The organism is Marinobacter sp. SS13-12, from assembly GCF_030227115.1.
Classification (GTDB): Bacteria; Pseudomonadota; Gammaproteobacteria; order Pseudomonadales; family Oleiphilaceae; genus Marinobacter.
Genome location: NZ_JASSUA010000001.1, coordinates 1,146,060 through 1,165,211, shown reverse-complemented (window position 1 = coordinate 1,165,211; position 19,152 = coordinate 1,146,060). Strand labels below are relative to the sequence as shown.

The 19,152-nt window shown below is 58.0% G+C and carries 14 protein-coding genes; 7 read left to right on the top strand and 7 right to left on the bottom strand.

Features of this window, described 5'->3' with window-relative positions; translation table 11 throughout:
* Positions 1-48 precede the first annotated feature (48 nt).
* From QPL94_RS05285 to QPL94_RS05270, 4 genes are all read right to left on the bottom strand, one after another.
* Positions 49-1,368 carry an ABC transporter substrate-binding protein gene (locus QPL94_RS05285; RefSeq protein WP_285355997.1) on the bottom strand — a complete coding sequence of 440 codons (1,320 nt, stop codon included), beginning with the start codon at positions 1,366-1,368 and terminating at the stop codon, positions 49-51.
* Between the two features lie 87 nt (positions 1,369-1,455).
* Complete coding sequence (locus tag QPL94_RS05280) at positions 1,456-2,826, bottom strand: ABC transporter substrate-binding protein (protein WP_285355995.1); 1,371 nt, start codon at positions 2,824-2,826, stop codon at positions 1,456-1,458.
* Positions 2,827-3,039: 213 nt separating this feature from the next.
* A complete protein-coding gene (locus QPL94_RS05275; RefSeq protein ID WP_285355994.1) occupies positions 3,040-4,392 on the bottom strand; it encodes a sigma-54-dependent transcriptional regulator in 1,353 nt (450 codons plus the stop codon).
* 39 nt (positions 4,393-4,431) lie between these two features.
* Positions 4,432-6,135: a sensor histidine kinase gene (locus QPL94_RS05270; RefSeq protein WP_285355993.1), complete on the bottom strand. Its 1,704-nt coding sequence runs from the start codon at positions 6,133-6,135 to the stop codon at positions 4,432-4,434.
* 180 nt (positions 6,136-6,315) lie between these two features.
* Between QPL94_RS05270 and QPL94_RS05265 the strand changes: the two genes are divergently transcribed.
* The 4 genes from QPL94_RS05265 to QPL94_RS05250 all read left to right on the top strand — a co-directional run bounded on the left by QPL94_RS05265 (position 6,316) and on the right by QPL94_RS05250 (position 11,835).
* Positions 6,316-8,505, top strand: coding sequence for a TonB-dependent receptor family protein (locus tag QPL94_RS05265; protein ID WP_285355992.1), 2,190 nt, complete (start codon positions 6,316-6,318; stop codon positions 8,503-8,505).
* A 143-nt stretch (positions 8,506-8,648) separates the two neighbouring features.
* Positions 8,649-9,584: an alpha/beta fold hydrolase gene (locus QPL94_RS05260; protein WP_285355991.1), complete on the top strand. Its 936-nt coding sequence runs from the start codon at positions 8,649-8,651 to the stop codon at positions 9,582-9,584.
* Positions 9,585-9,622: 38 nt separating this feature from the next.
* Positions 9,623-11,194: a cation:proton antiporter domain-containing protein gene (locus QPL94_RS05255; RefSeq protein ID WP_285355990.1), complete on the top strand. Its 1,572-nt coding sequence runs from the start codon at positions 9,623-9,625 to the stop codon at positions 11,192-11,194.
* Positions 11,194-11,835 carry a methyltransferase domain-containing protein gene (locus tag QPL94_RS05250; RefSeq protein ID WP_285355989.1) on the top strand — a complete coding sequence of 214 codons (642 nt, stop codon included), beginning with the start codon at positions 11,194-11,196 and terminating at the stop codon, positions 11,833-11,835. Before QPL94_RS05255 ends, QPL94_RS05250 begins: the two co-directional genes overlap by 1 nt.
* Here QPL94_RS05250 and QPL94_RS05245 read toward each other — a convergent pair whose 3' ends face one another.
* From QPL94_RS05245 to QPL94_RS05235, 3 genes are all read right to left on the bottom strand, one after another.
* Positions 11,836-12,579, bottom strand: a complete 744-nt coding sequence (locus QPL94_RS05245; protein ID WP_285355988.1) for a putative 4-mercaptohistidine N1-methyltransferase — start codon at positions 12,577-12,579, stop codon at positions 11,836-11,838.
* Between the two features lie 9 nt (positions 12,580-12,588).
* Entirely contained in the window at positions 12,589-13,947 is a 1,359-nt protein-coding gene (gene senA, locus QPL94_RS05240; RefSeq protein WP_285355987.1) for a selenoneine synthase SenA, read from the bottom strand.
* Between the two features lie 134 nt (positions 13,948-14,081).
* Entirely contained in the window at positions 14,082-15,902 is a 1,821-nt protein-coding gene (locus QPL94_RS05235) for an SLC13 family permease (RefSeq protein WP_285355986.1), read from the bottom strand.
* Positions 15,903-16,098: 196 nt separating this feature from the next.
* Here QPL94_RS05235 and QPL94_RS05230 point away from each other — a divergent pair, with 196 nt between their 5' ends.
* From QPL94_RS05230 to QPL94_RS05220, 3 genes are read left to right on the top strand one after another with little or no spacing between them, the layout of a single operon-like run.
* Positions 16,099-17,418 (top strand): YjgN family protein, encoded by a 1,320-nt coding sequence (locus QPL94_RS05230; protein WP_285355985.1) that lies wholly within the window; start codon positions 16,099-16,101, stop codon positions 17,416-17,418.
* Positions 17,396-18,466, top strand: coding sequence for a M48 family metallopeptidase (locus QPL94_RS05225; RefSeq protein WP_285355984.1), 1,071 nt, complete (start codon positions 17,396-17,398; stop codon positions 18,464-18,466). The genes QPL94_RS05230 and QPL94_RS05225 overlap by 23 nt, the downstream gene beginning before the upstream one ends.
* A gap of 41 nt (positions 18,467-18,507) precedes the next feature.
* Positions 18,508-18,999 (top strand): acyl-CoA thioesterase, encoded by a 492-nt coding sequence (locus QPL94_RS05220; RefSeq protein ID WP_285355983.1) that lies wholly within the window; start codon positions 18,508-18,510, stop codon positions 18,997-18,999.
* Positions 19,000-19,152: the final 153 nt, after the last annotated feature.

Sequence of the window (19,152 nt, the reverse complement as noted above, 5' to 3'; positions counted from 1 at the left end):
ATATCGGACCACCGGCCGCCTTTCAGCTGCCGGTGGTTGATCAATGGATCAGTTACAGTCGACTCCCGGGAAGCCTTCCTTGATCCATTGCTGGGCGTTGTACCCATCCGGAGCAGACACGCACTCACCCGGGTAAGACCGGACATTGCGCAGTTCAGCCTCACCATTCTCGAAATGGTATTCACCGTAAGACATTGGCTGCAGGGCCTGGTGGCCACCAGCCAGGGCCATGCGTACGGTGCCGCTAACCGATTCGAACTCGGCGCCTTTCAGCGCTTCTGCCAGTTGCTCTGAACTGGGCACACCATCGGCGCCGGAGTTATCGGCAGCGAATTTCAGGGCCAGGACGGCCTGAGCAGCCTTGGAGGCCGGATAGCTTGGAGGTGTGCCATGCTCGGCGACATAAGCTTCGGTAAACCATTCGCTCAGGTCATTTTCCGGCATGAAACCACCGAATGGACCACGCCCACCCAGAATGGTGCCGTTGGGTGCCTGACCGTCAAAACGGTGCAGGCCGGATTCACCAGTGGTCAGAATCGCGGTTGCCTGCGACAGCAGACCACGGACGTTTGCCTGAGCGGTGAAAGACTCCATATCGCCGCCCCACATGGAAGAGTGGACAATATCCGGACGCTGGGTCTGGAGTGCGGAAATCTCAGTGCTATAGCTGCCCTGGAAGAGCTGTGGCGTCTGGTTATTGACGATTTCGGCTTCGGGCATCAGCTGTTCCATGGCGAGGGTGAAATCCTGCCAGGAATCCTGGCCCCAGGCGTAGTTCTGCTGGATACCAGCAATCCGGACGGCATCAGGGCGGGTTTCCGCCAGATACCGTGCCGCCCCCACGTTATCCGCGACTGCGTCGAGGCCGGTACGGAACATGTACTGTGGATCTTCAATCTCCTGAAACAGACGGGAGGTACCGCAGTCGAAAGCGATGGTGAACATCTTCATCTCTTCAGCCACCGGCCCGATCGCCAGGCAGTCGCCGGATGAGATATAACCGATCACTGCATCGACGTCCTGGCGCTGAACCAGATTTCGGTACTCTTCAACCTGCTTGGTAGGACCACCCGCTTCATCGACGACGACGGATTCGAGCGTCAGGCCATTAACGCCTTTAGTGTCGTAAGGAGCGGGCAGACTGCCTTCGTTGATCGCTTTGATGACAATGTCCGCCCCCTGGGCAGCAGGCACGCCAAATGGCCCCGAGGCACCACCGGAGAGGAAGGTCACGAAACCCACTTTAAAGGATTCCTCGGCACTGGCGGTTGCTGCCATACCCATGACACCGACCGATGCCATGGCCACAGACGTTGCGGTACCCAGAAGCGTTTTTTGCCAGATGGGACGTTGATTGGAATTTTTCATTTTGTTCTCCTTGATTGTTATTTTCTGTCGTGCATCAGGTTGTGCTTTTGTTTTGCCTTCATTGGTTTGAGTAGTGACCTATCACGGTCAGCCACCGGGTTCACCGCGTCGCTTTTTCACCAAAGCGGGGGACGGTTTCAGGGATTCAGCATCGTAAACGGTCCAGTTGCCCAACATGACCTGGGCCGGTGGGTATTGATCATTGGCCACCGGTGTTCCGATCGCCTGGGCCTGAACAATCTGATGGGTGTCCGGATCAATGTAGGAAACGTACCCCTCCGGATCTTTGGGCAGGGGGATTTCGAGCCCTTCCAGAGCCTCGATCATGGCATCGGTATCCGTGACATCGCCGGCAATACTGATCGCCCTTGCGATGGCCAACATGCCAGCGTAAGCGCCTTGGGCGGAATAACTCGGATAACGGCCGGATAACTCATGAAAGCGGGTAACAAACCGGCGGTTCTGTTCCGTATCCGGCCAGTTCACGTGGTGGCGTGCAGACAGAATGAGCCCTTCCGGTGGATCATCCTTCAGGCTGACAAGGGTTTCGTAATCTCCACCGGCATCAAAATTGGCCACACGCATGCGGCTGAACAATTGCGTGGTACGAGCCTGCTCCAGAAAAGCAATGAAATCCCCGCCCCAGAGAGAAACCACCAGCACATCCGGCGGGGACTCCAATAGTGACTGGATGTAAAGCGAATAGTCCGGTTCATACAGCTTGGGCCAGTAAGTACCGGTTACCTCGTAGCGGGTGTTGTTCTGATTCATGGCTTGCCTGAGATCGCGCCAGGCGACCCGACCGTATTCATAATCCGGCCCCAGGAAGGCAAGTTTCCGCCAACCGTTTTTCTCCTGCAGTTCTGCCAGGTAACGGGCACCGGCTGCGTGTGAATACCAGGTGTCACTCGATACACGGAAATAGTAGCGATGCCCCTCCTCGAGGGAGGCTCGTGAAGACGCGTGGTCGGTCCCCACCATTATGATCTTGCGCTGTTTCGCCAATCGGCTTACGGCCATCCCCACGCCAGAGCTGACCATGCCGCAGAGAATGTTCGCATCGTCGTTCTGAATGAAGTCCTCAGCCATCCGCACCGCGAACGATGCCTTGGAGCGGGAATCGTCCACAATCACCCGCAGGCGCGGAGCATCAGGGTCAGAGGAGAGTTCTTCGAGAGCAAGCTGGATGGCTACGATGCTGTCCCGGCCAAAGCTGGCGGAACGGCCTGTCATTGGGTACATGCAGGCAACAGTGGCATCGGCATGGCTGTCTTCCGCCCCAAGCTCTACCCTGCCCACCGGTGGAGTCGATGGCTGGGCCGGCGCTTCGGCACGGAGAGCGCCACTGGCCAGCAACACAATTGCTGCCAACCAGAATTGCCATGGCCGCTGGCAATACCAGAAGCGGTGCAAAAGGGTCGGTACTGTCTGGTACAGGCGGGTGTTCAGTCCCGGCAAGTCAGCCTCCCGAGCCGGTTGTGTCCGGCGTATGGTTTTGGATTATTGTTGTAAACCATTCACAAGGGTGTGTAGCAAGAGTGAGGCCAATGCACTAAAGCGGGGCCGGAGTCTGGCCTGGAAGGCCCTCCACTTCGCTACTGAGCGGTAAAAACAGGAAGGATGAGCGCTATCCGCTCATTTATGACAGCAAGGATGAGCGGATAGCGCTCATCAATCCATGCCCAGCTTCTGCAAACGACGCTTGAAGGCGTGCCGGGACAACCCCAGGTGTTCAGCGGCTTTTCCCTTGCGGCCGCCGTTTTTCTCAAGGGCATCCAGCAACAGCTGACGCTCGGTCTGCTGTAGCTGCTGATCAAAGGATGCACTGGCGTGATGCTGATCGGCCGGTGGCGTGCTGGCGGCCAGAAATTCACCGGGCAATTGATGAGGGCGAATCAACTGCCCCGGATAGAGAATGGTGAGTCGCTCTATCAGGTTTCGCAGCTCCCGTACGTTACCTGGCCAGTTGTAGGCGCTCAGGCGGGCAAGCGTTTCAGGCAGCATGGTGATGGGTCGGCAGCCCTCTTCCCGCGCCTGGGATTCGATGAACATTTCCAGCAGCTTACAAACATCGTCCTCCCGGTCCCTCAATGGGGGAATGGTAAGCTCGATAACGTTCAACCGGAAATACAGGTCCTCCCGGAAGTGCCCGTTACGGACCTCCGCTTCCAGCGATCGATTAGTCGCCGCAATCACCCGGACATCTGACGTTGCGCTGGCGCCGCCGCCCACAGGGCGGTAGTCACCGTTTTCAAGGAAATGCAGGAACTTGGCCTGCAGAGAGAGCGGTAGCTCCCCGATCTCATCCAGGAATAAAGTGCCGTTATGCGCCAGCGCCACAAGACCGGCCCGTTTCTGGTGGGCGCCTGTGTATGCCCCTTTTTCGGCGCCGAAGAGTTCTGCCTCAATGAGCTGCTCTGGCAGGGCCGCGCAGTTAATTTCGACAAAGGCTTCGGAGGCCCGGGGGCTGTGTTCGTGAATGGCCTTCGCCACAAGGGCTTTACCGGTTCCTGATTCACCCAGCAAAAGAATACGGCCAGCGCTGCTGGCCGCTATCCGTTGCACCTTCTGCCACAGCTGCTGCATGGCGTCACTATCGCCCATCAGGCCGGAAGACGAGGCAGCCCGGCTGCGATGGTAGGCCAGCTCATCACGCATCCGGTTGCGCTCAGTGACCGAGTCAACCAGGTGGAGCAACTCATCCAGGGCAAATGGTTTGGTCAGGTAATCCGTGGCGCCGGCCTTCACTGCCTGTACAGCTGCCCGCGTATCACCATGAGCCGAAATCATCACCACCGGCACATCCGGGTACAGGCGGACCGTTTCGTCCAGAATTTCCATGCCACTCTTACCTGGCAGCCGCAAATCCAGCAGCATCAGGTCGGGGAGACCCCGTTCAAGGATGGCCAGCGCATCCTCCCCGGTATGAGCACAGTTAGTACTGTATCCGGCCTCTTGCAGTGCGAAGGTCAAAGACCGCACAAAACTCTTTTCGTCATCAACGATCAGGATGTTCAGGCGCATAATGGTTTTCAGGTTCTCTCTTTTTGTTGGTCTGTCTTTTTATCGGCCTGTTGTCAGGTTACCACTCTTGCCGGCAGGCAGGGTTACAACCACTGTTGTTCCCTGGCCCGGCAGGCTGCGAATATCCATTTCCCCTTCATTGATCTCGATAAGCTGACGGGTAATACTCAGGCCGAGCCCTGTACCGTCGGAGCGGGTGGTAAAGAATGGCTCGGTTACACGCCTGAGAGTTTCCGGGGACATACCGCAACCGTTATCGGTAACCTCCACCGTCAGACGATGACCATTGCGACAGGCTCTGAGGTGCACCACCCCTCCCGGCTTACAGGCGTGAACCGCATTGGCCACCAGATTGACGAGACATTGAATGATCTGGTCCGGACTGGCATGAATCGTAAGGCTTGAATCGCCTGTGGCACTGACTGTCACCTGACGACTGTCCGCCAGCCCTGAGGTAAGTACCGAGGCATGGCGGAAAATTTTACGGATCTCCACCTGCTGGGCTTCCCCCGGCACTGGCCGGCCATAATCCAGCAGGTCTCCGACGACACGATTAAGGCGATCAATTTCATCCTCGACTGACACCAGCAATTCCCGGCGCTGCTTGTCCGGCTCGCGCTTCTCCAGAGCCTGAACTGTCAACTTGATGGTGGCCAACGGATTACGCACCTCATGGGCAACACCCGTGGCGAATTCCCCGAGCACCGCCATTTTCTCCGCCTGGACGGTGCGCTGAATCATTTCCTGTAAGCGGTCTGCCATGGCGTTGAAGGCGTGTGCCAAAACGTCGATTTCGTCCTTGTCATTTTTGGGAGCCTGCAAACGAAAGTGCAGGTCGCCGGAGGCAAAGGCTTCGGCCCCCTCCGTCAACCGGGCGACCCGCCGACGCAGGCTTCTGGCAAGTGCCCAGAACAGAAGCACCGTTCCCAGGGCCAATACCCCGGCCAGGGCGTATAGTCCCAACTGGGCGTTACGCAACGGACTCAGGATCTCGCCCGCAGAAACCACATAGTCAATACGCCAGCCGGGCAATACTTCCGGACCGGTACGCAGGTCTTTGGGCACCGTTGCCTGAAGGTTACCCGTGGCATCCAGCAGTTCGCCGGTGGGCGTACGCAGGAACGGCCTCAACACCCCGGCCAGATTTTCTGTACGCATCAGTTCAGTCAGTGATGCCAGCCGCACATGCAGGGCAATTGAGCCCTGCACTGCCTGCTCTGCCCCGGTCCGCAGTGGCTGGCGTATGAGCAGCCAGGCCGGGCCACCGGTATCCGGCAGCCACGGTCCGATAATGTCACTGATACCGAAATCGACAACGGGTAGCCCCGCCAGCGACCAGCCTTCACGGTTCCAGTAGGGGCTTCCGGAAGCGGCCTGGCCCGGAACCACTTCCAACAGGTTGTTGCCACTATCAAAAAACAGGATGCCATAAAGATCTGGTGAGTCGGCCTCTACCCGCACCAGTTCCCTGACACCTTCGGGAACCCCCTCGCTGTAGGCCAGATACAATGGCATGGAAGGGTGGGTAGACAGTGTTTCCAACTGATAAACCCGATTTTCGATGAAATTGGTTAGCCGGTTAGCGTTACCGGCAACCTGTGCTTCAAGACGCTCGCCAGCGAGCCGTTCGTTAACCGAATCCGACACTGCGGTGTACAGCGCACTGAGTACCGCGACAGAACCAATCATCAGGGTCAGGGAAATGAAAGAATAACGGCCAACCAGACTGAATCTGGGTTTCATGGCAACCTCATGATGATTGTTGTTGGCAAACGGTAACCAGAATAGATGCTTTGACGGATTTCACAAACACCCACATCGCCAGCAAAACCTGATCATAAATGATAATATTTACTTGTTGTTAATGATTATCATTTGTATAGTTGCCCTCCTCATCTAACCACGCTGTAACAGGAGAGCAATATGCCAACACCCTTTTCCCGAAACCTGCTGGCGCTGGCCGTTATTTCCGCCTCGCTTCCCGCCATGGCCCAGGAACAGAGCCTGAGCGAACTGGTAATTATCGGTGACGATGCGTCCGCATCTGCCCTGCCGGGTTCCGCTCACGTCGTCTCCAACGATGACTTGGAAACCATGAAGTATACGGATATTCACAAGGCCGTACGTGAGGTGCCGGGTGTCTACCTGAAGGAAGAAGATGGCTACGGCCTGCGCCCGAACATCGGCATCCGTGGTTCCGGGTCCGGCCGTTCTTCCAAGATCACCCTGATGGAAGACAGCGTGATGATCGCCCCTGCCCCCTACTCGGCGCCGGCCGCCTACTATTCACCAACGTTCGGCAGAATGAACGGTATCGAGGTTCTGAAAGGTCCGGACCTGCTCCGTTACGGCCCGTACACCGTAGGCGGCGCGATCAACCTGCGGTCGACACCGATTCCCTCGTCCGAAGCCGGCCATGTAACGGCAGAGATCTCGGAAAATGCAGGCAAGCGCATTCACAGCTGGTATGGCAACAGCACTGACACCGCCGCCTTCGTGATCGAAACCTTCCAGGAAGAAACCAACGGTTTCAAGGAACTGCGGCAATCCAACCGCGACACCGGCTTTGAAAAGCAGGACTATGTCGCCAAGGCACGCTTCAATTCCGACGCCTCGGCTGACGTCTACCACCAGCTCGACCTGAAGTTCCAGTACAGCGAAGAACTGAGCAACGAAACCTATCTCGGTCTGACCGATGAAGATTTCAGGCGCGATCCGAACAAGCGTTACTTCCTGTCCCGGCTCGACAACATGGACAACCGCCACAAGGGCTACTCTGCAAGGCACCTGGTAGAGCTGACTGAAGACCTGTCATTGACCACCACGCTCTACCGTAACGAGTTCAAGCGCAACTGGTTCAAGGGCAACTTCAACAGCCTGATCGAAGCGGCCAACAATGGCGACCAGACCGCCTACAACCAGCTTCAGGGAACCGAACCGGTCGGTCCTTTCACGCTGACCAATGGCGCCCGTGAATACCTGTCCCAGGGCATTGAAGTGAAAGCCGACTACGGCCTCACTCTGGCGGGAATGCGCCACGACATTACCCTTGCTGCCCGCGTGCACGAGGATGAAGCGGACCGCTTCCAGCCCAAGGACCGCTATGAGCAGGTCATCAACAACGGCCGTCCGGCCTTCGAATTTGTTGAACAGATCGCGCCCACCGGCGGCGACAACCGCATCGACGAAGCCGAGGCCCTCAACCTGTTTGTGGCAGACCGGATTGCCATTAACCCGGACCTGACAGTAACAGCCCTGCTGCGCTATGAGGATATCGAAACCTCACAGACCCGCTGGAGCACAACGCAGCGCACATCCGCCAGTGATACTGAAACCGCCAGCAACGACACCAGCGAACTGTTGCCCGGCCTCGGCGCCACCTATCGCCTGAGCCCGACGGTTACCCTGATCGGTGGTGTACATCGTGGTATGGCGCCAGCCGGCTCTGGCGGTACCAATGTGGAGCCGGAACTGAGCACCAACTTCGAGGCCGGAGCCCGGTATAACGACGGCGCGCTGCGTGCCGAAGCCATCGCCTTCTACAGCAATTATGAAAACACCGTGAGAAACTGCTCCATCGCCAACCCCTGCAGCGTTGGTAACCAGACCATCGATTCCGGAACCGTCAGCGAGGGCGAATCGGAGATCCAGGGCCTTGAGCTTCTGGCTTCCTATGAGTTCACCCTGGCCAACGGCCTGACGGCACCGCTGCAGGCCACCTGGACTTACACTGACTCCGAAGTCACCAAAGACAGCGATGACGGTAGCGTGCTGAAGGGCGACAACCTGGCGGACCTGCCGGAGAATGTCGCGGCTGTACGTGCCGGCCTCAGGGGCGGAGACCTCTGGGATGCCTACGTCAATGTCTCCTACGTTGATGAAACCTGTACCGACAACACCTGCGGCCGCTCCGGTACTGACAACACTTTCCGCAAAACCGACGACTATACTGTTGTGGACCTCTCCGGCAGCTATGCCCTGAATCCGTCTACCCGTGTGTATGCCAAGGTGGATAACGTGCTTGATGACCAGGAAATTGTCTCCCGCAGCCCTCACGGAGCACGCCCTAACCTGCCCCGGACGGCCTATGTCGGTATCAGCGTTGATTTCTGATGTCTGAAAGGGACAAATCCCGTTGCTCAACGGGTTAACTCAGCAATCCTTCGACCCGGTCCTTGACCGGGTCTTTTTTTGGGGTAGTGTAACCGCTTCCGCAAACGGACGTTTGAAACCCTTCCGCAAGGAGCATGCCCCTGATGACAGCCAGACCTGTTTTTCCCGTGATCGCGCTGCTGATCAGCACCCTGTTGCTCAGTGCCTGTTCCCGTCACAGCCTGTACGACAACGCCATCCGTTGGGAGCGCTCCGGAGCCGGACTTGAGGCATCCCGTATTCAGGTGGATGACATGACCATCGCGTACCTGAGCAACGTGGAACCGGTGGCCGGAGAAACCATCGTACTTATCCACGGCTTTGGCGCCAACAAGGACAACTGGACCCGGCTGGCAGGGGAACTGACCGATGAGTTCAACGTATACGCGATCGACCTGCCCGGCCATGGCGACAGCAGCAAAGCGCTGGACCTGGGATACCGCTTTGAAGATCAGGTAGGCCACCTATCGAAAATCCTTGCAGCCCTGGATATCGATAAACCCCATATAATGGGTAACTCCATGGGCGGCGCCATTACCGCGCTCTACGCAGCCACCTTTCCGGACCAGGTACGTACCGCTGTTCTGTTCGACCCTGCCGGCATCTTCAAGTATGACAGCGAGCTGGTGGAGCTGATAGTGGAGGGGGACAACCCCCTGATTCCATCCAAAGAGGGCGATTTCAAGCGCCTGATTGACTTTGCTCTGGAGAAGAAACCCTTTGTTCCCTGGCCGATTTACGAGGTGATGGAGGAACGGGCCATCGCCAACCGCGACGTCAATCAGGTGATCTTCGCTGCTATCCGCGACAGCGGATACGAACCCGATTTCCGCACTGCCATCACCCGAATAGACGTCCCTGTGCTGGTCATCTGGGGCATGGAAGACCGGGTGATCAACTACCGTAACGCCGATGTGTTCGTTGAGCAGATTCCCGATGCCCGCAAAGTTCTGCTGGAAGGCGTGGGGCATGCACCCATGGTGGAGGTTCCGGAGGAATCGGCACAGCTGTTTCGTGAGTTTCTGGTTGAAACACGGTAGCCTTGCCAAAGCCCTGCTTTTCAACCGTGACGTAAGCCATGCCTGAAGCCATCTGGATCTCTTTTGCCTTTGCCCTCGGCCTGCTGGTCAAGGCCGTTGGCCTGCCTCCGCTGGTAGGCTACCTGGCCGCGGGTTTCGTGCTCAGCGGTATCGCGGCCGCCACCGGCATTGCCGTTGAAGCAACCGATGTGCTGGCGCACATCGCCCACCTGGGCGTGCTGCTGCTTCTGTTTACCGTCGGTCTGAAACTGAAGTTGCGCTCCATTGTAAGCGCCGAGGTCATCGGCGGAAGCCTGCTGCACTTTGGCATCACGTGTCTGGTCTTCACACCGGGCCTTTACCTGTTGATGGAGCTGGACTGGCAAACGGCCTTCATACTGGCCATCGCCCTCTCTTTTTCCAGCACGGTGCTGGCAGCCAAGGTACTGGAGACCAAGCGCGAACTGCGGGCATTTCATGGTCGCGTCGCCATCGGCATCCTGATCATGCAGGACCTGATCGCACTGGTGGTGATGAGCCTGGCCGCCGGCCAGACGCCGTCCCAGTGGGCGCTGATCGTGTTTGGCCTGCCGCTGCTGAGACCCTTGCTGTTCAAGCTGCTGGACGCCAGCGGCCATGATGAGCTGCTTGTTCTTCTGGGATTGTTACTGGCACTGGTTATCGGCGGGTTGGGCTTCGAAGCGATCGGGCTGAGCTCGGAGCTGGGTGCCCTGGTGTTTGGCGCCATGCTGGCCAGTCATCCCCGTTCCCAGGAGCTGGCAAAGTCACTCTGGAGTGTGAAGGAAGTTTTCCTGGTGGGTTTCTTCCTGCAGATTGGTATCGGCGGTCTGCCTGATGGCGAGGCACTGGTGTTCGCGGTGGTCGCCGCGATCGTCCTGCCACTGAAAGGCCTGCTGTTCTTCTTCCTGCTGTTACTGTTCCGGCTGCGAGCACGAAGTGGTTTCCTCAGCTCTCTGTCGCTGACCAATTACAGTGAGTTCGGTCTGATTGTCGCCAGTGTTGCCCTGCCAGAATGGCTGGTTCCCCTTGCGATTACGGTGTCGTTGTCTTTTGTGATTTCCGCACCGGTTAATCGCTACGCTCACTCCCTTTACGAACGCTGGTCCGGTTCCCTGGTGAAGTTTGAAAGCCAGACCCATCACCCGGACGAGCAACCCATTTCTCTCGGCAATACCAGGGTTCTGGTCATGGGCATGGGAAGAACCGGGACAGCTGCCTATGACTGGCTGCGGGAATCCGAAGCGGAGATAATCGGGCTGGATTCAGACCCGGCGAAAACACAGAAACATCAGGAAGCAGGCCGCAATGTGGTCTTCGCCGATGCCGAAGACAATACCTTCTGGCAGGGACTGCACATGCCACAAGTAGAGGCGGTTATCCTTGCCATGAATGACATCGAGGGTAAAGTGATCGCAGCGCGAATGTTGCGCCGCAAGGGGTTTACCGGTTACATCGTGGCCCACACCATGTACGCCGATGAAGCTAAAAAAATCCGCGAGGCAGGTGCTGATGAGGCCTATCTCACCATGAGCGAAACCGGTGTGGCACTGGCCAGCCACCTCCAGGATCAACTGCACGCCATACCGTCACAAACCGCGGGGACAACCTGATGTACGAACCCAGGGGTTCCGACGAACACACCATGACCCAGATGACGTCCCTGCATGAGGAACGCCTGGACTTTGTGTTCAGAACGATAAAGACGACTGGTGCCCGGCGCGTGCTGGATCTGGGGTGCGGGTCAGGCTCCCTGCTTTACCGACTACTGGCAGACGATCAGTTCGATGAGGTTACCGGACTGGAAGATTCCGGCGTTTCCCTGCGCCAGGCACGTTCGGTTCTGGCAGATTACCTGAACAAAGAACCTGCCAGAGTCCATCTGATCCGTGGGTCCTACGCCGAGAGCAATCCGGCGCTTGCAGGCTATGAGGCAGCGGCCATGGTGGAAACCATTGAACACGTCAATCCGGAGCAACTTTCACGGGTTGAACGGGCCGTTTTTGGAGAGTATCGGCCCGGCTGCCTGTTCATGACTACCCCCAACCGGGAATACAATCCGCTGTTCGATCTGGCGCCCGGAGAATTCCGCGAGGAGGATCACAAGTTTGAATGGGACCGGCTCAAGTTCCAGCGCTGGGCCCGGGGGGTGGCGGAACGTAATGGCTACGATGTCCGTTTCGGCGGTATCGGGGAGTTTGTACCCGATGTCGGGCACCCCACCCAGACCGCCTTTTTCACTCGCATCGGCTGATCAGCGGGTTCTGCGCCAGGCACTGAGTTCTGCAATGGTGTGCTGGAATTTGCGGCGGGTCTCCCGGATCACGAAGGGCACATCCTGCGGTGGCTGTATTTCTTCAAAGTGATGCGACAGGATTTCCCGCATACCGTCCAGAACTGTACGTGGCTGGCCGTTACGTTCAAACCCGCCAATCCAGTTGTTCCTGGGCGTGAACTCTTCCATCAGGGTATAGGGCGAGCTGATCACCAGTGTGCCACCATCGGCGAGGCGCTGGTGAATATCCCCCAGGAATGCCCCGGGGTCCTGCAGGCGGTCAATCAGGTTACCGGCAAAAATCAGGTCGTAGTCCCGGTGCTCTTCTCCCAGCCGGCAGGCATCACCCGTGGCGAAGGATACCCGCTCGGCCGCTCTCGCTAGGCCAAGCTCTTCAAGGCTTACCGTGGCTCGCGTTCCCAGTTCCCCTTCGTCCCGGCGAAAATAATCGATCGCTCCCGTTTGCCGGAGGTTTTGCGCCGCATCCACAAAGCTTTTCGAAAGATCCACACCAGCAACCTGCTCAAACACCCTGCCAAGCTCGAACGCTGTGCGACCAACCGCGCATCCCAGATCCAGAGCCTTGCGTTTATCCCGGCCGGCCATCAGTTCCTGACAGATGCCGGCACAACGGGCCGGGTAATTGCCGATTCCGAAATAGCTCTCACCGAAATGAAATCCCAGATACTGGCTGAGCAGTTCGTCGGTTTCGTACACGTTCATGGCTGATCCTCAGTGGTAATCCGCGCCGGTTTGCGGGAGCGCACAGGTGCGAAACCCGGTGTAAACATCGTTTCTCTGGGCCAGGTAGGCCTGGCGGTAGGTCCCCCGGATAAGGTTCGGTGAAGTGGCGCAGCTGCCACCACGGGTGACCTTGTGATCTCCGAATTGCAGCGTCGACATGAACGGGTACATATCAATCCGGAATCCGTCGTAGGGGAAGAACTGGCTGCTGGTCCACTCCCACACACTGCCGATCATCTGGCGACAACCAAAGGGACTGTCACCGGCCGGAAAATCCCGAACCGGGTTCCGCGCCATGGCCCGACCACCCATGTCAGCGTGCTCCGGACCCACCGGTTCGTTGCCCCAGGGGAACCGTTTGAAGGGTTCACCCACCCGGTTACCCAGGGCAGCCACTTCCCACTCATACTCTGTCGGCAGTCGCCGGCCAGCCCACCTGCACCAGGCTTCCGCTTCCCAATAGGTGATATGGCACACCGGCGCATCGGGATTCAATGTCTGCCATTGATCGAAAAACCGCTCCTGCCAAGCACCTTCATGCCAGCGCCAGTACAGCGGGTGTTTCGGAGCATGCAAAACGGGCTCGGAGCTGCCGTGAACCAGCGAGACATCCGTCTCCGTCTGCAGCCACTTGCGGCCACCAAATGACCAGAGCTCCGGACGCCGGTAACCGCCATCGTCCACGAACGCCATAAACTCCCGGTTGGACACCGGCATACGGGAAATGGCAAACGGTTCCAGCTCCACTTCAAACCGTGGTTTCTCGTTGTCGAAGGCAAAATCGGTAGTGGCATAGTGATCAGACTCACCCGGCATCCCTATCAGCCACCGCCCGGCCGGGATCACCGCATCTCCGTCAATGCGGTCACCGGGAGCCACGCGTTCTTCGGTGTAATCCGGTGCCGGTGGATACCCCACGGTCTGGCGACACCAGATCAGGGATTCGATGTGCATGTTCTGGTGAAAGATGCCGTAGCGGTAGAGGTACAGATCTTCATCCTCGAGCGGTTTGCTGCGGATACGCTCGGCCACGCGGTCGTAGATGGTATCGAAATAGGCCAGGGTTTCCTCGCGCCCGGGAAACAACGCCCGGGACCAGCGATCCCGGTGGTCCACATGAAACGAATCCCAGAGATCATCCATCGCCGGGTTGTAACTGGGGGTGCCGTCCAGCAGGTTGAACACGAACACTTCGTAGAAGAAAGCGGCATGCCCCATCTCCCACAATGGCGGGTTAACGCCGGGGTGGTAAGGCACGGCCAGTTTTTCTTCCGGCAACGAGGTTATCAGCGCCCGGGTTCTTTGCCGGGCGGTTTCCAGCTCTGCCAACAGGGTTGTCTTGTCCACGCTACTGTCTCCAACTGTGTCGGTCACAATACTGAATTCTAGCAGCTGCCCGTTTATTGCTGACCCCGATCCCGAGCTATGAATACGATAGCAAACCGCCGGGTGGATGAATATTCCGCATAGATTCTGAAAGCCTATCCCCACACCAACAGGATCATGGGGACGGCGACAACGGTCACCAGGATCGACAGCGGCAACCCCAGTTTCCAGTAATCACCGAACTGATACCCGCCGGGCTCCATAACCAGTGCATTGGACTGATGGCCAATGGGCGTCAGAAACGCGCAGGACGCGCCCACGGCAACCGCCATTAATATAGCGTCAGAGGGCATTCCCAGCTCTGCGGACAGGCTCAGGGCAATGGGAGCAACCAGGATCGCTGCCGCTGCATTATTCACCACGTTCGATAACAGCATGGTGCCCACCAGCACCATGGCCAGCACCCCCGCCGGCGCAAGGCCTCCCCCCAGCGCCAGCATCTGGCCGGCGATCAGTTCGGCTCCGCCGGTGGTTTCCAGCGCCTGCCCCACCGGGATCATTGCCGCCAGCAGCACAATCACTGACCAGTCGATGGCCTTGTAGGCACCGGGTGCATCAATCAGTTTCGCCAACACCATGGCAACAGCAGCCGCTACCAGCGCTACGGGCGCTGGCAACCAGCCGCTGACAATGGCTATGATGCTGGCGATAAAGATACCGCTGGCCAGCAGGGTTTTGCGGGGTGACCCGAGGCGGAGGCCCCGTTCTGCAAGCGGCAGGCAACCGATGGCGGAAAGCGCGCTGGTCAGCGTGTCCTCGAAACCCTGGACCAGCAGGATATCCCCCGCATTGAAACGAATGTCACCCAGGCGCCGTTTCAGCCGGTGCCCCTGCCTGGCCACAGCCACAATGTTGAGGCCATGTCGTTCCCGGAGGTTCAGGCGATTGGCGGTCTGGCCTACCAGCGAAGACTCGGGCGTGATAACCGCCTCGGTCAGTTGCACTTCGCCTTCGTTCAATTCCTTTTTGCGGCTTTTCCGCGCCGTCTGCTCCTCTTCGGTTTCTGACTCGTCTTCGTCCTCATCCTGGCTGCCAAGCTCCAAGCCGGTCTTGTCGAGAAACCCCTGCAGGCTCTCCGTGTCCGACTCTACCAGCAGCAAGTCATTCTCCTTCAGCACCTTGTAGGTCGAGGGTGCGAGCTGGCGCTTGTCTTCGCGGATCAGTGCCAGCACCACCACGTCCTTGTCTTCACCGCTGTCCGACAACAGGTTGTGCAGGGTGGCGCCTGCGTAGGAGGAGCCTTCAGGAACCTTCAGTTCGGTCAGATAGTCACCGACGCTGAAGAGCTTGTCGTCCTCCCCGCTGTCTTCACCTCGCTGGGGGGTCAGGCGCCAGCCCACCAGGGTGATAAAAGCAATGCCGGCGAGCGTGATAGCAGCACCCACCGGTGCATAATCAAACAGCCCGAACGAGCTTGCACCTTCCCGGTAACTGGCAATGATGATATTTGGAGGGGTACCTATCAGAGTCATGGTGCCACCGAGAAGCGAGCCAAAAGCCAGAGGCATCAACAGCAGTGAGGGTGAACGCCCCGACTCGCGGGACATCCACACGGCTACCGGCATCAACAGCGCCAGGGCGCCCACGTTGTTGATGAATCCGGAACAGAGCGCCACCACACCGGTCAGGGTAAGGATCTGTAGTGTCGGACGGTGGCCCACCTTGCCCAGCAACTGGGCGATGTTATCCACCACACCACCATTAACCAGGCCCTGGCTGACCACAAGAACCGCCGCCACCGTTACCACGGCCGGGTGTCCGAACCCCGCAAACAGCGCCTCGGTGGGGAGCAGCCCGGCGATGGCGATCGCCAGCAATGCCAGCATGGCAACCACATCAAACCGCAACCTGTTCCATACAAACAGTGCCAGCGTGGCTGCCAATACTGCGAATACAACTCCCTGCTCGGTGGTCAATTGCGGCCTCTCCAGATCTTCTAAGTGACGGTTTCCTGACGGTTTAAAGTACTTTATTTGTGCCTGTCGTCACGCATGCTCCATGAATTTCTGGTAACTTTCACCCTGTGGGCGCACCTGTGCGTGCACGGAAGCACTCTTTACACAGTAGCGGGTGACATGAACACCCCGGGGAACAACAGGCTTAAGGGAAGTCATGACCAAGGAACTTTACACTGAACTCTACCAGATTACGTTTGCCGGGCAGATTCTCGAAGGATTCACTGACACAGAAGTAAGGGACAATGTGAAAGCCCTGTTCCGGATATCCGACCAGCGAACCGCAAGTCTTTTCTCCGGCACCCGCACAACTCTCAAGTCGGGCCTCAGCCACGACGATGCACTGATTTACCACGAAAGACTGACCAAAGCCGGCGCCGCCGTGCGGATTTCAGCGCAACCACGAACAGCAACCAACGCACCCAGCGCAGAGGCCAACACCCCGCCACCGGCCTCAACCGACACCCTGCGACCGGAACCCCGCCCGGCAGGACCACAGCAGGAAGCGCCGTTTGAATTTACCGGCAGCGGCCGCGAGTATTTCGGCATCTGGATCGTCAATATCCTTCTCACCATTGTTACTCTGGGCATCTATTCTGCATGGGCCACGGTGCGGAACAATCAATACTTTTATGGCAACACCCGAATGGAGGGTGCCACCTTTCAGTACCTGGCCAGCCCTGTCACCATTCTCAAGGGCCGCCTCATTGCGCTGGCGGTACTGGTCGCCTACGTCGTACTTTCGGAAATGTATGTGGAAGCCGCCCTGGTCTTCGCCATTGCCTTTATCCCGCTGGTGCCCTGGATCATGGTGCGCTCGCTGAGGTTCCAAGCGATCAACAGCGCCTACCGCAACATCCGCTTCGATTTCCAGGGCAAATACGGTGAAGCTTTTATGGTCGCGTTCGTGTGGCCGGTACTGAACATACTTACCCTGTTGCTGCTCACCCCGCTGGTGATGAAGAAGACCCACGAGTTCATCGCCAATGGCAGCCGCTATGGAACCACGGAATTCCGACTGAAAGCTGACACTGGTGAGTATTATCGCTTCTTCGGCAAGGGCCTGCTCATTGCCGTCGCCTTTGGTGTTGCTGCCTTCCTGGCCATGCGCCACGTCGGTTTTACCCTCGGCTCCGTCATTGCCGTTATCGGCTACCTGACGCTGTTTGGTTACTTCATGGCGGGCATCGCCAACCTGTTTCTCTGTGCCGTCCATCTCGACAGCCACAATTTCGAGTCACGGCTGCAACCTCTGCAGATGACCTGGATCTACCTGTCCAACAGCTTTCTTGTGGTAATCACCCTGGGCCTGTTCACTCCCTGGGCCAAGGTGCGCATGGCGCGGTACCGTGCTGCCTGCACAGCCATGATAGTGCGGGGCGACCTGAACCACTTTGTAGCAGCTGAGCAGAACCGTACCAGCGCTCTGGGTCAGGAACTGGGGGATGCCTTTGATGTCGACTTCGCCGCCATCTGACGTCACCATCGAAGGCCAGTTCTATTCGGGCAGGAATTCCAGTCGGCGGAGCGCAGTACTGCGCTCCGCCGACAGCGTGATCATTCTGGACGCTGGCGACACCCGCCTGCAGCTTTCACCCGCAGATGTGGAGATATCACCACGGATCGGCAATACCCCACGCTACCTTCACCTGCCTGAAGACGGTGTGTTCGAAACGGACGACAACGACGGCGTGGACCAACTTGGGCAGCAGTCCCGCCATGGGCGTGGCCACCGCCTGCTGCACAGGCTGGAGACTCATCTGGGTTTGATTCTGGTTGCAGTGGTGGTCACTCTCGCAACCACCGGCATTGCGTTTGTCTGGGGTGTGCCCTGGGCTTCCCAGGCCGTGGCCAATGCGCTTCCCGACTCTGTTGCAGAGCAGGTGGGCGAATCCACACTCAACACTCTGGATAGCACCTGGTTGGCCCCCTCCAGCCTGTCAGCAGAGCGCCAGCAATCATTACAGGAGCATTTCCAGCCTTTCCTGCAACCGGTTGAGGGCCACAACATAAGGGTTCTGTTCCGGTCTTCCCCTGCGATCGGCGCCAATGCCATGGCACTGCCAGACGGTACGCTGATTTTCACCGACGAGCTGGTAAACCTGGCCGAACACGACAATGAACTCACCGCTATACTCACCCATGAGATAGGCCACGTAGCCCATCGCCATGGCATGAAGGGAGTGGTGCAGTCATCCCTTACCTTCTGGCTGATCGTGATGATGACCGGCGACCTGTCTGCTTTTTCTGATGCCACCGTGGTGGTTCCGGCTGTGCTAATGAGCCTGTCCTATTCCCGTGACATGGAACGGGAGGCCGACACTTACGCCCTGGAAACCCTGGAAGAACGCGGCATAGACCCGATCCACTTTGCCAACATCATGGAGCGACTGATGGCCTCCCACGGCGAGGAAGAGACGCTGGCCGCGGAGGACGAAAACAGCCGGTGGGAGGCGCTTCAGGACATGCTGTCGAGCCACCCGGTAACCGGGGAACGCATCGAACGCTTTAAACAGAACCCCTGAACGGTATAGTAGCGGTACATCCACTACGGGGAGTTCAACCAATGCCACCCAGACCTGCCAGACCGGTTTCGGCATCCGCCATCGACAAGCATGTCTACAAGGTGTTCCCGAATGACATGAATTCCCACCAGACGGTGTTCGGCGGCATGATCATGGCCAAGTGTGACCGCCTGGCGCTGGTTGTTGCAGAACGGCACTCCGGACATGTCTGTGTAACAGCTGCTGTGGATTCAATTCACTTCCGCGCACCCGCCAAAGGCAATGACACCCTGCTGTTCAACCTCGCCCTAAACCGCAGCTGGGGATCGTCCATGGAAATCGGTGCCCGTGTGGAAGCCGAAAACAGCTACACCGGTGAGTGCCGGCACATCCTATCGGCGTTTTTTACTTTCGTGGCCCTGGACGAGAACGACACACCCATCGATGTGCCCGCGGTAAAACCGGATACGGAGGACCAGAAGCGGCGATTCGCGAATGCGGAAATCCGCCGGAAGGGCCGTCTGGAAACCCGCAAGAAACTGAGCCGGCGCTAAATTGTGTCGGCATATTTTACAGGGATCCTTCTGCGACACAGTTCTCGTTTTCTAACCTTCTGAAACAACCGCAAGTATTAAAACTGGCACACAATCTGAATAACTATCACAAGCATTTTTCGCCTGTTCACCCAGCCGTTTGTGGTCACAGGG

Bases quoted from the DNA above. Each gene is read 5' to 3' on its own strand.
- QPL94_RS05250 (WP_285355989.1), top strand. From the start codon at position 11,194: ATGTACGAACCCAGGGGTTCCGACGAACACACCATGACCCAGATGACG.
- QPL94_RS05275 (WP_285355994.1), bottom strand. From the start codon at position 4,392: ATGCGCCTGAACATCCTGATCGTTGATGACGAAAAGAGTTTTGTGCGG.
- QPL94_RS05265 (WP_285355992.1), top strand. From the start codon at position 6,316: ATGCCAACACCCTTTTCCCGAAACCTGCTGGCGCTGGCCGTTATTTCC.
- QPL94_RS05225 (WP_285355984.1), top strand. From the start codon at position 17,396: ATGTCGACTTCGCCGCCATCTGACGTCACCATCGAAGGCCAGTTCTAT.
- QPL94_RS05220 (WP_285355983.1), top strand. From the start codon at position 18,508: ATGCCACCCAGACCTGCCAGACCGGTTTCGGCATCCGCCATCGACAAG.
- QPL94_RS05230 (WP_285355985.1), top strand. From the start codon at position 16,099: ATGACCAAGGAACTTTACACTGAACTCTACCAGATTACGTTTGCCGGG.
- QPL94_RS05270 (WP_285355993.1), bottom strand. From the start codon at position 6,135: ATGAAACCCAGATTCAGTCTGGTTGGCCGTTATTCTTTCATTTCCCTG.
- QPL94_RS05285 (WP_285355997.1), bottom strand. From the start codon at position 1,368: ATGAAAAATTCCAATCAACGTCCCATCTGGCAAAAAACGCTTCTGGGT.
- QPL94_RS05255 (WP_285355990.1), top strand. From the start codon at position 9,623: ATGCCTGAAGCCATCTGGATCTCTTTTGCCTTTGCCCTCGGCCTGCTG.
- QPL94_RS05260 (WP_285355991.1), top strand. From the start codon at position 8,649: ATGACAGCCAGACCTGTTTTTCCCGTGATCGCGCTGCTGATCAGCACC.
- QPL94_RS05245 (WP_285355988.1), bottom strand. From the start codon at position 12,579: ATGAACGTGTACGAAACCGACGAACTGCTCAGCCAGTATCTGGGATTT.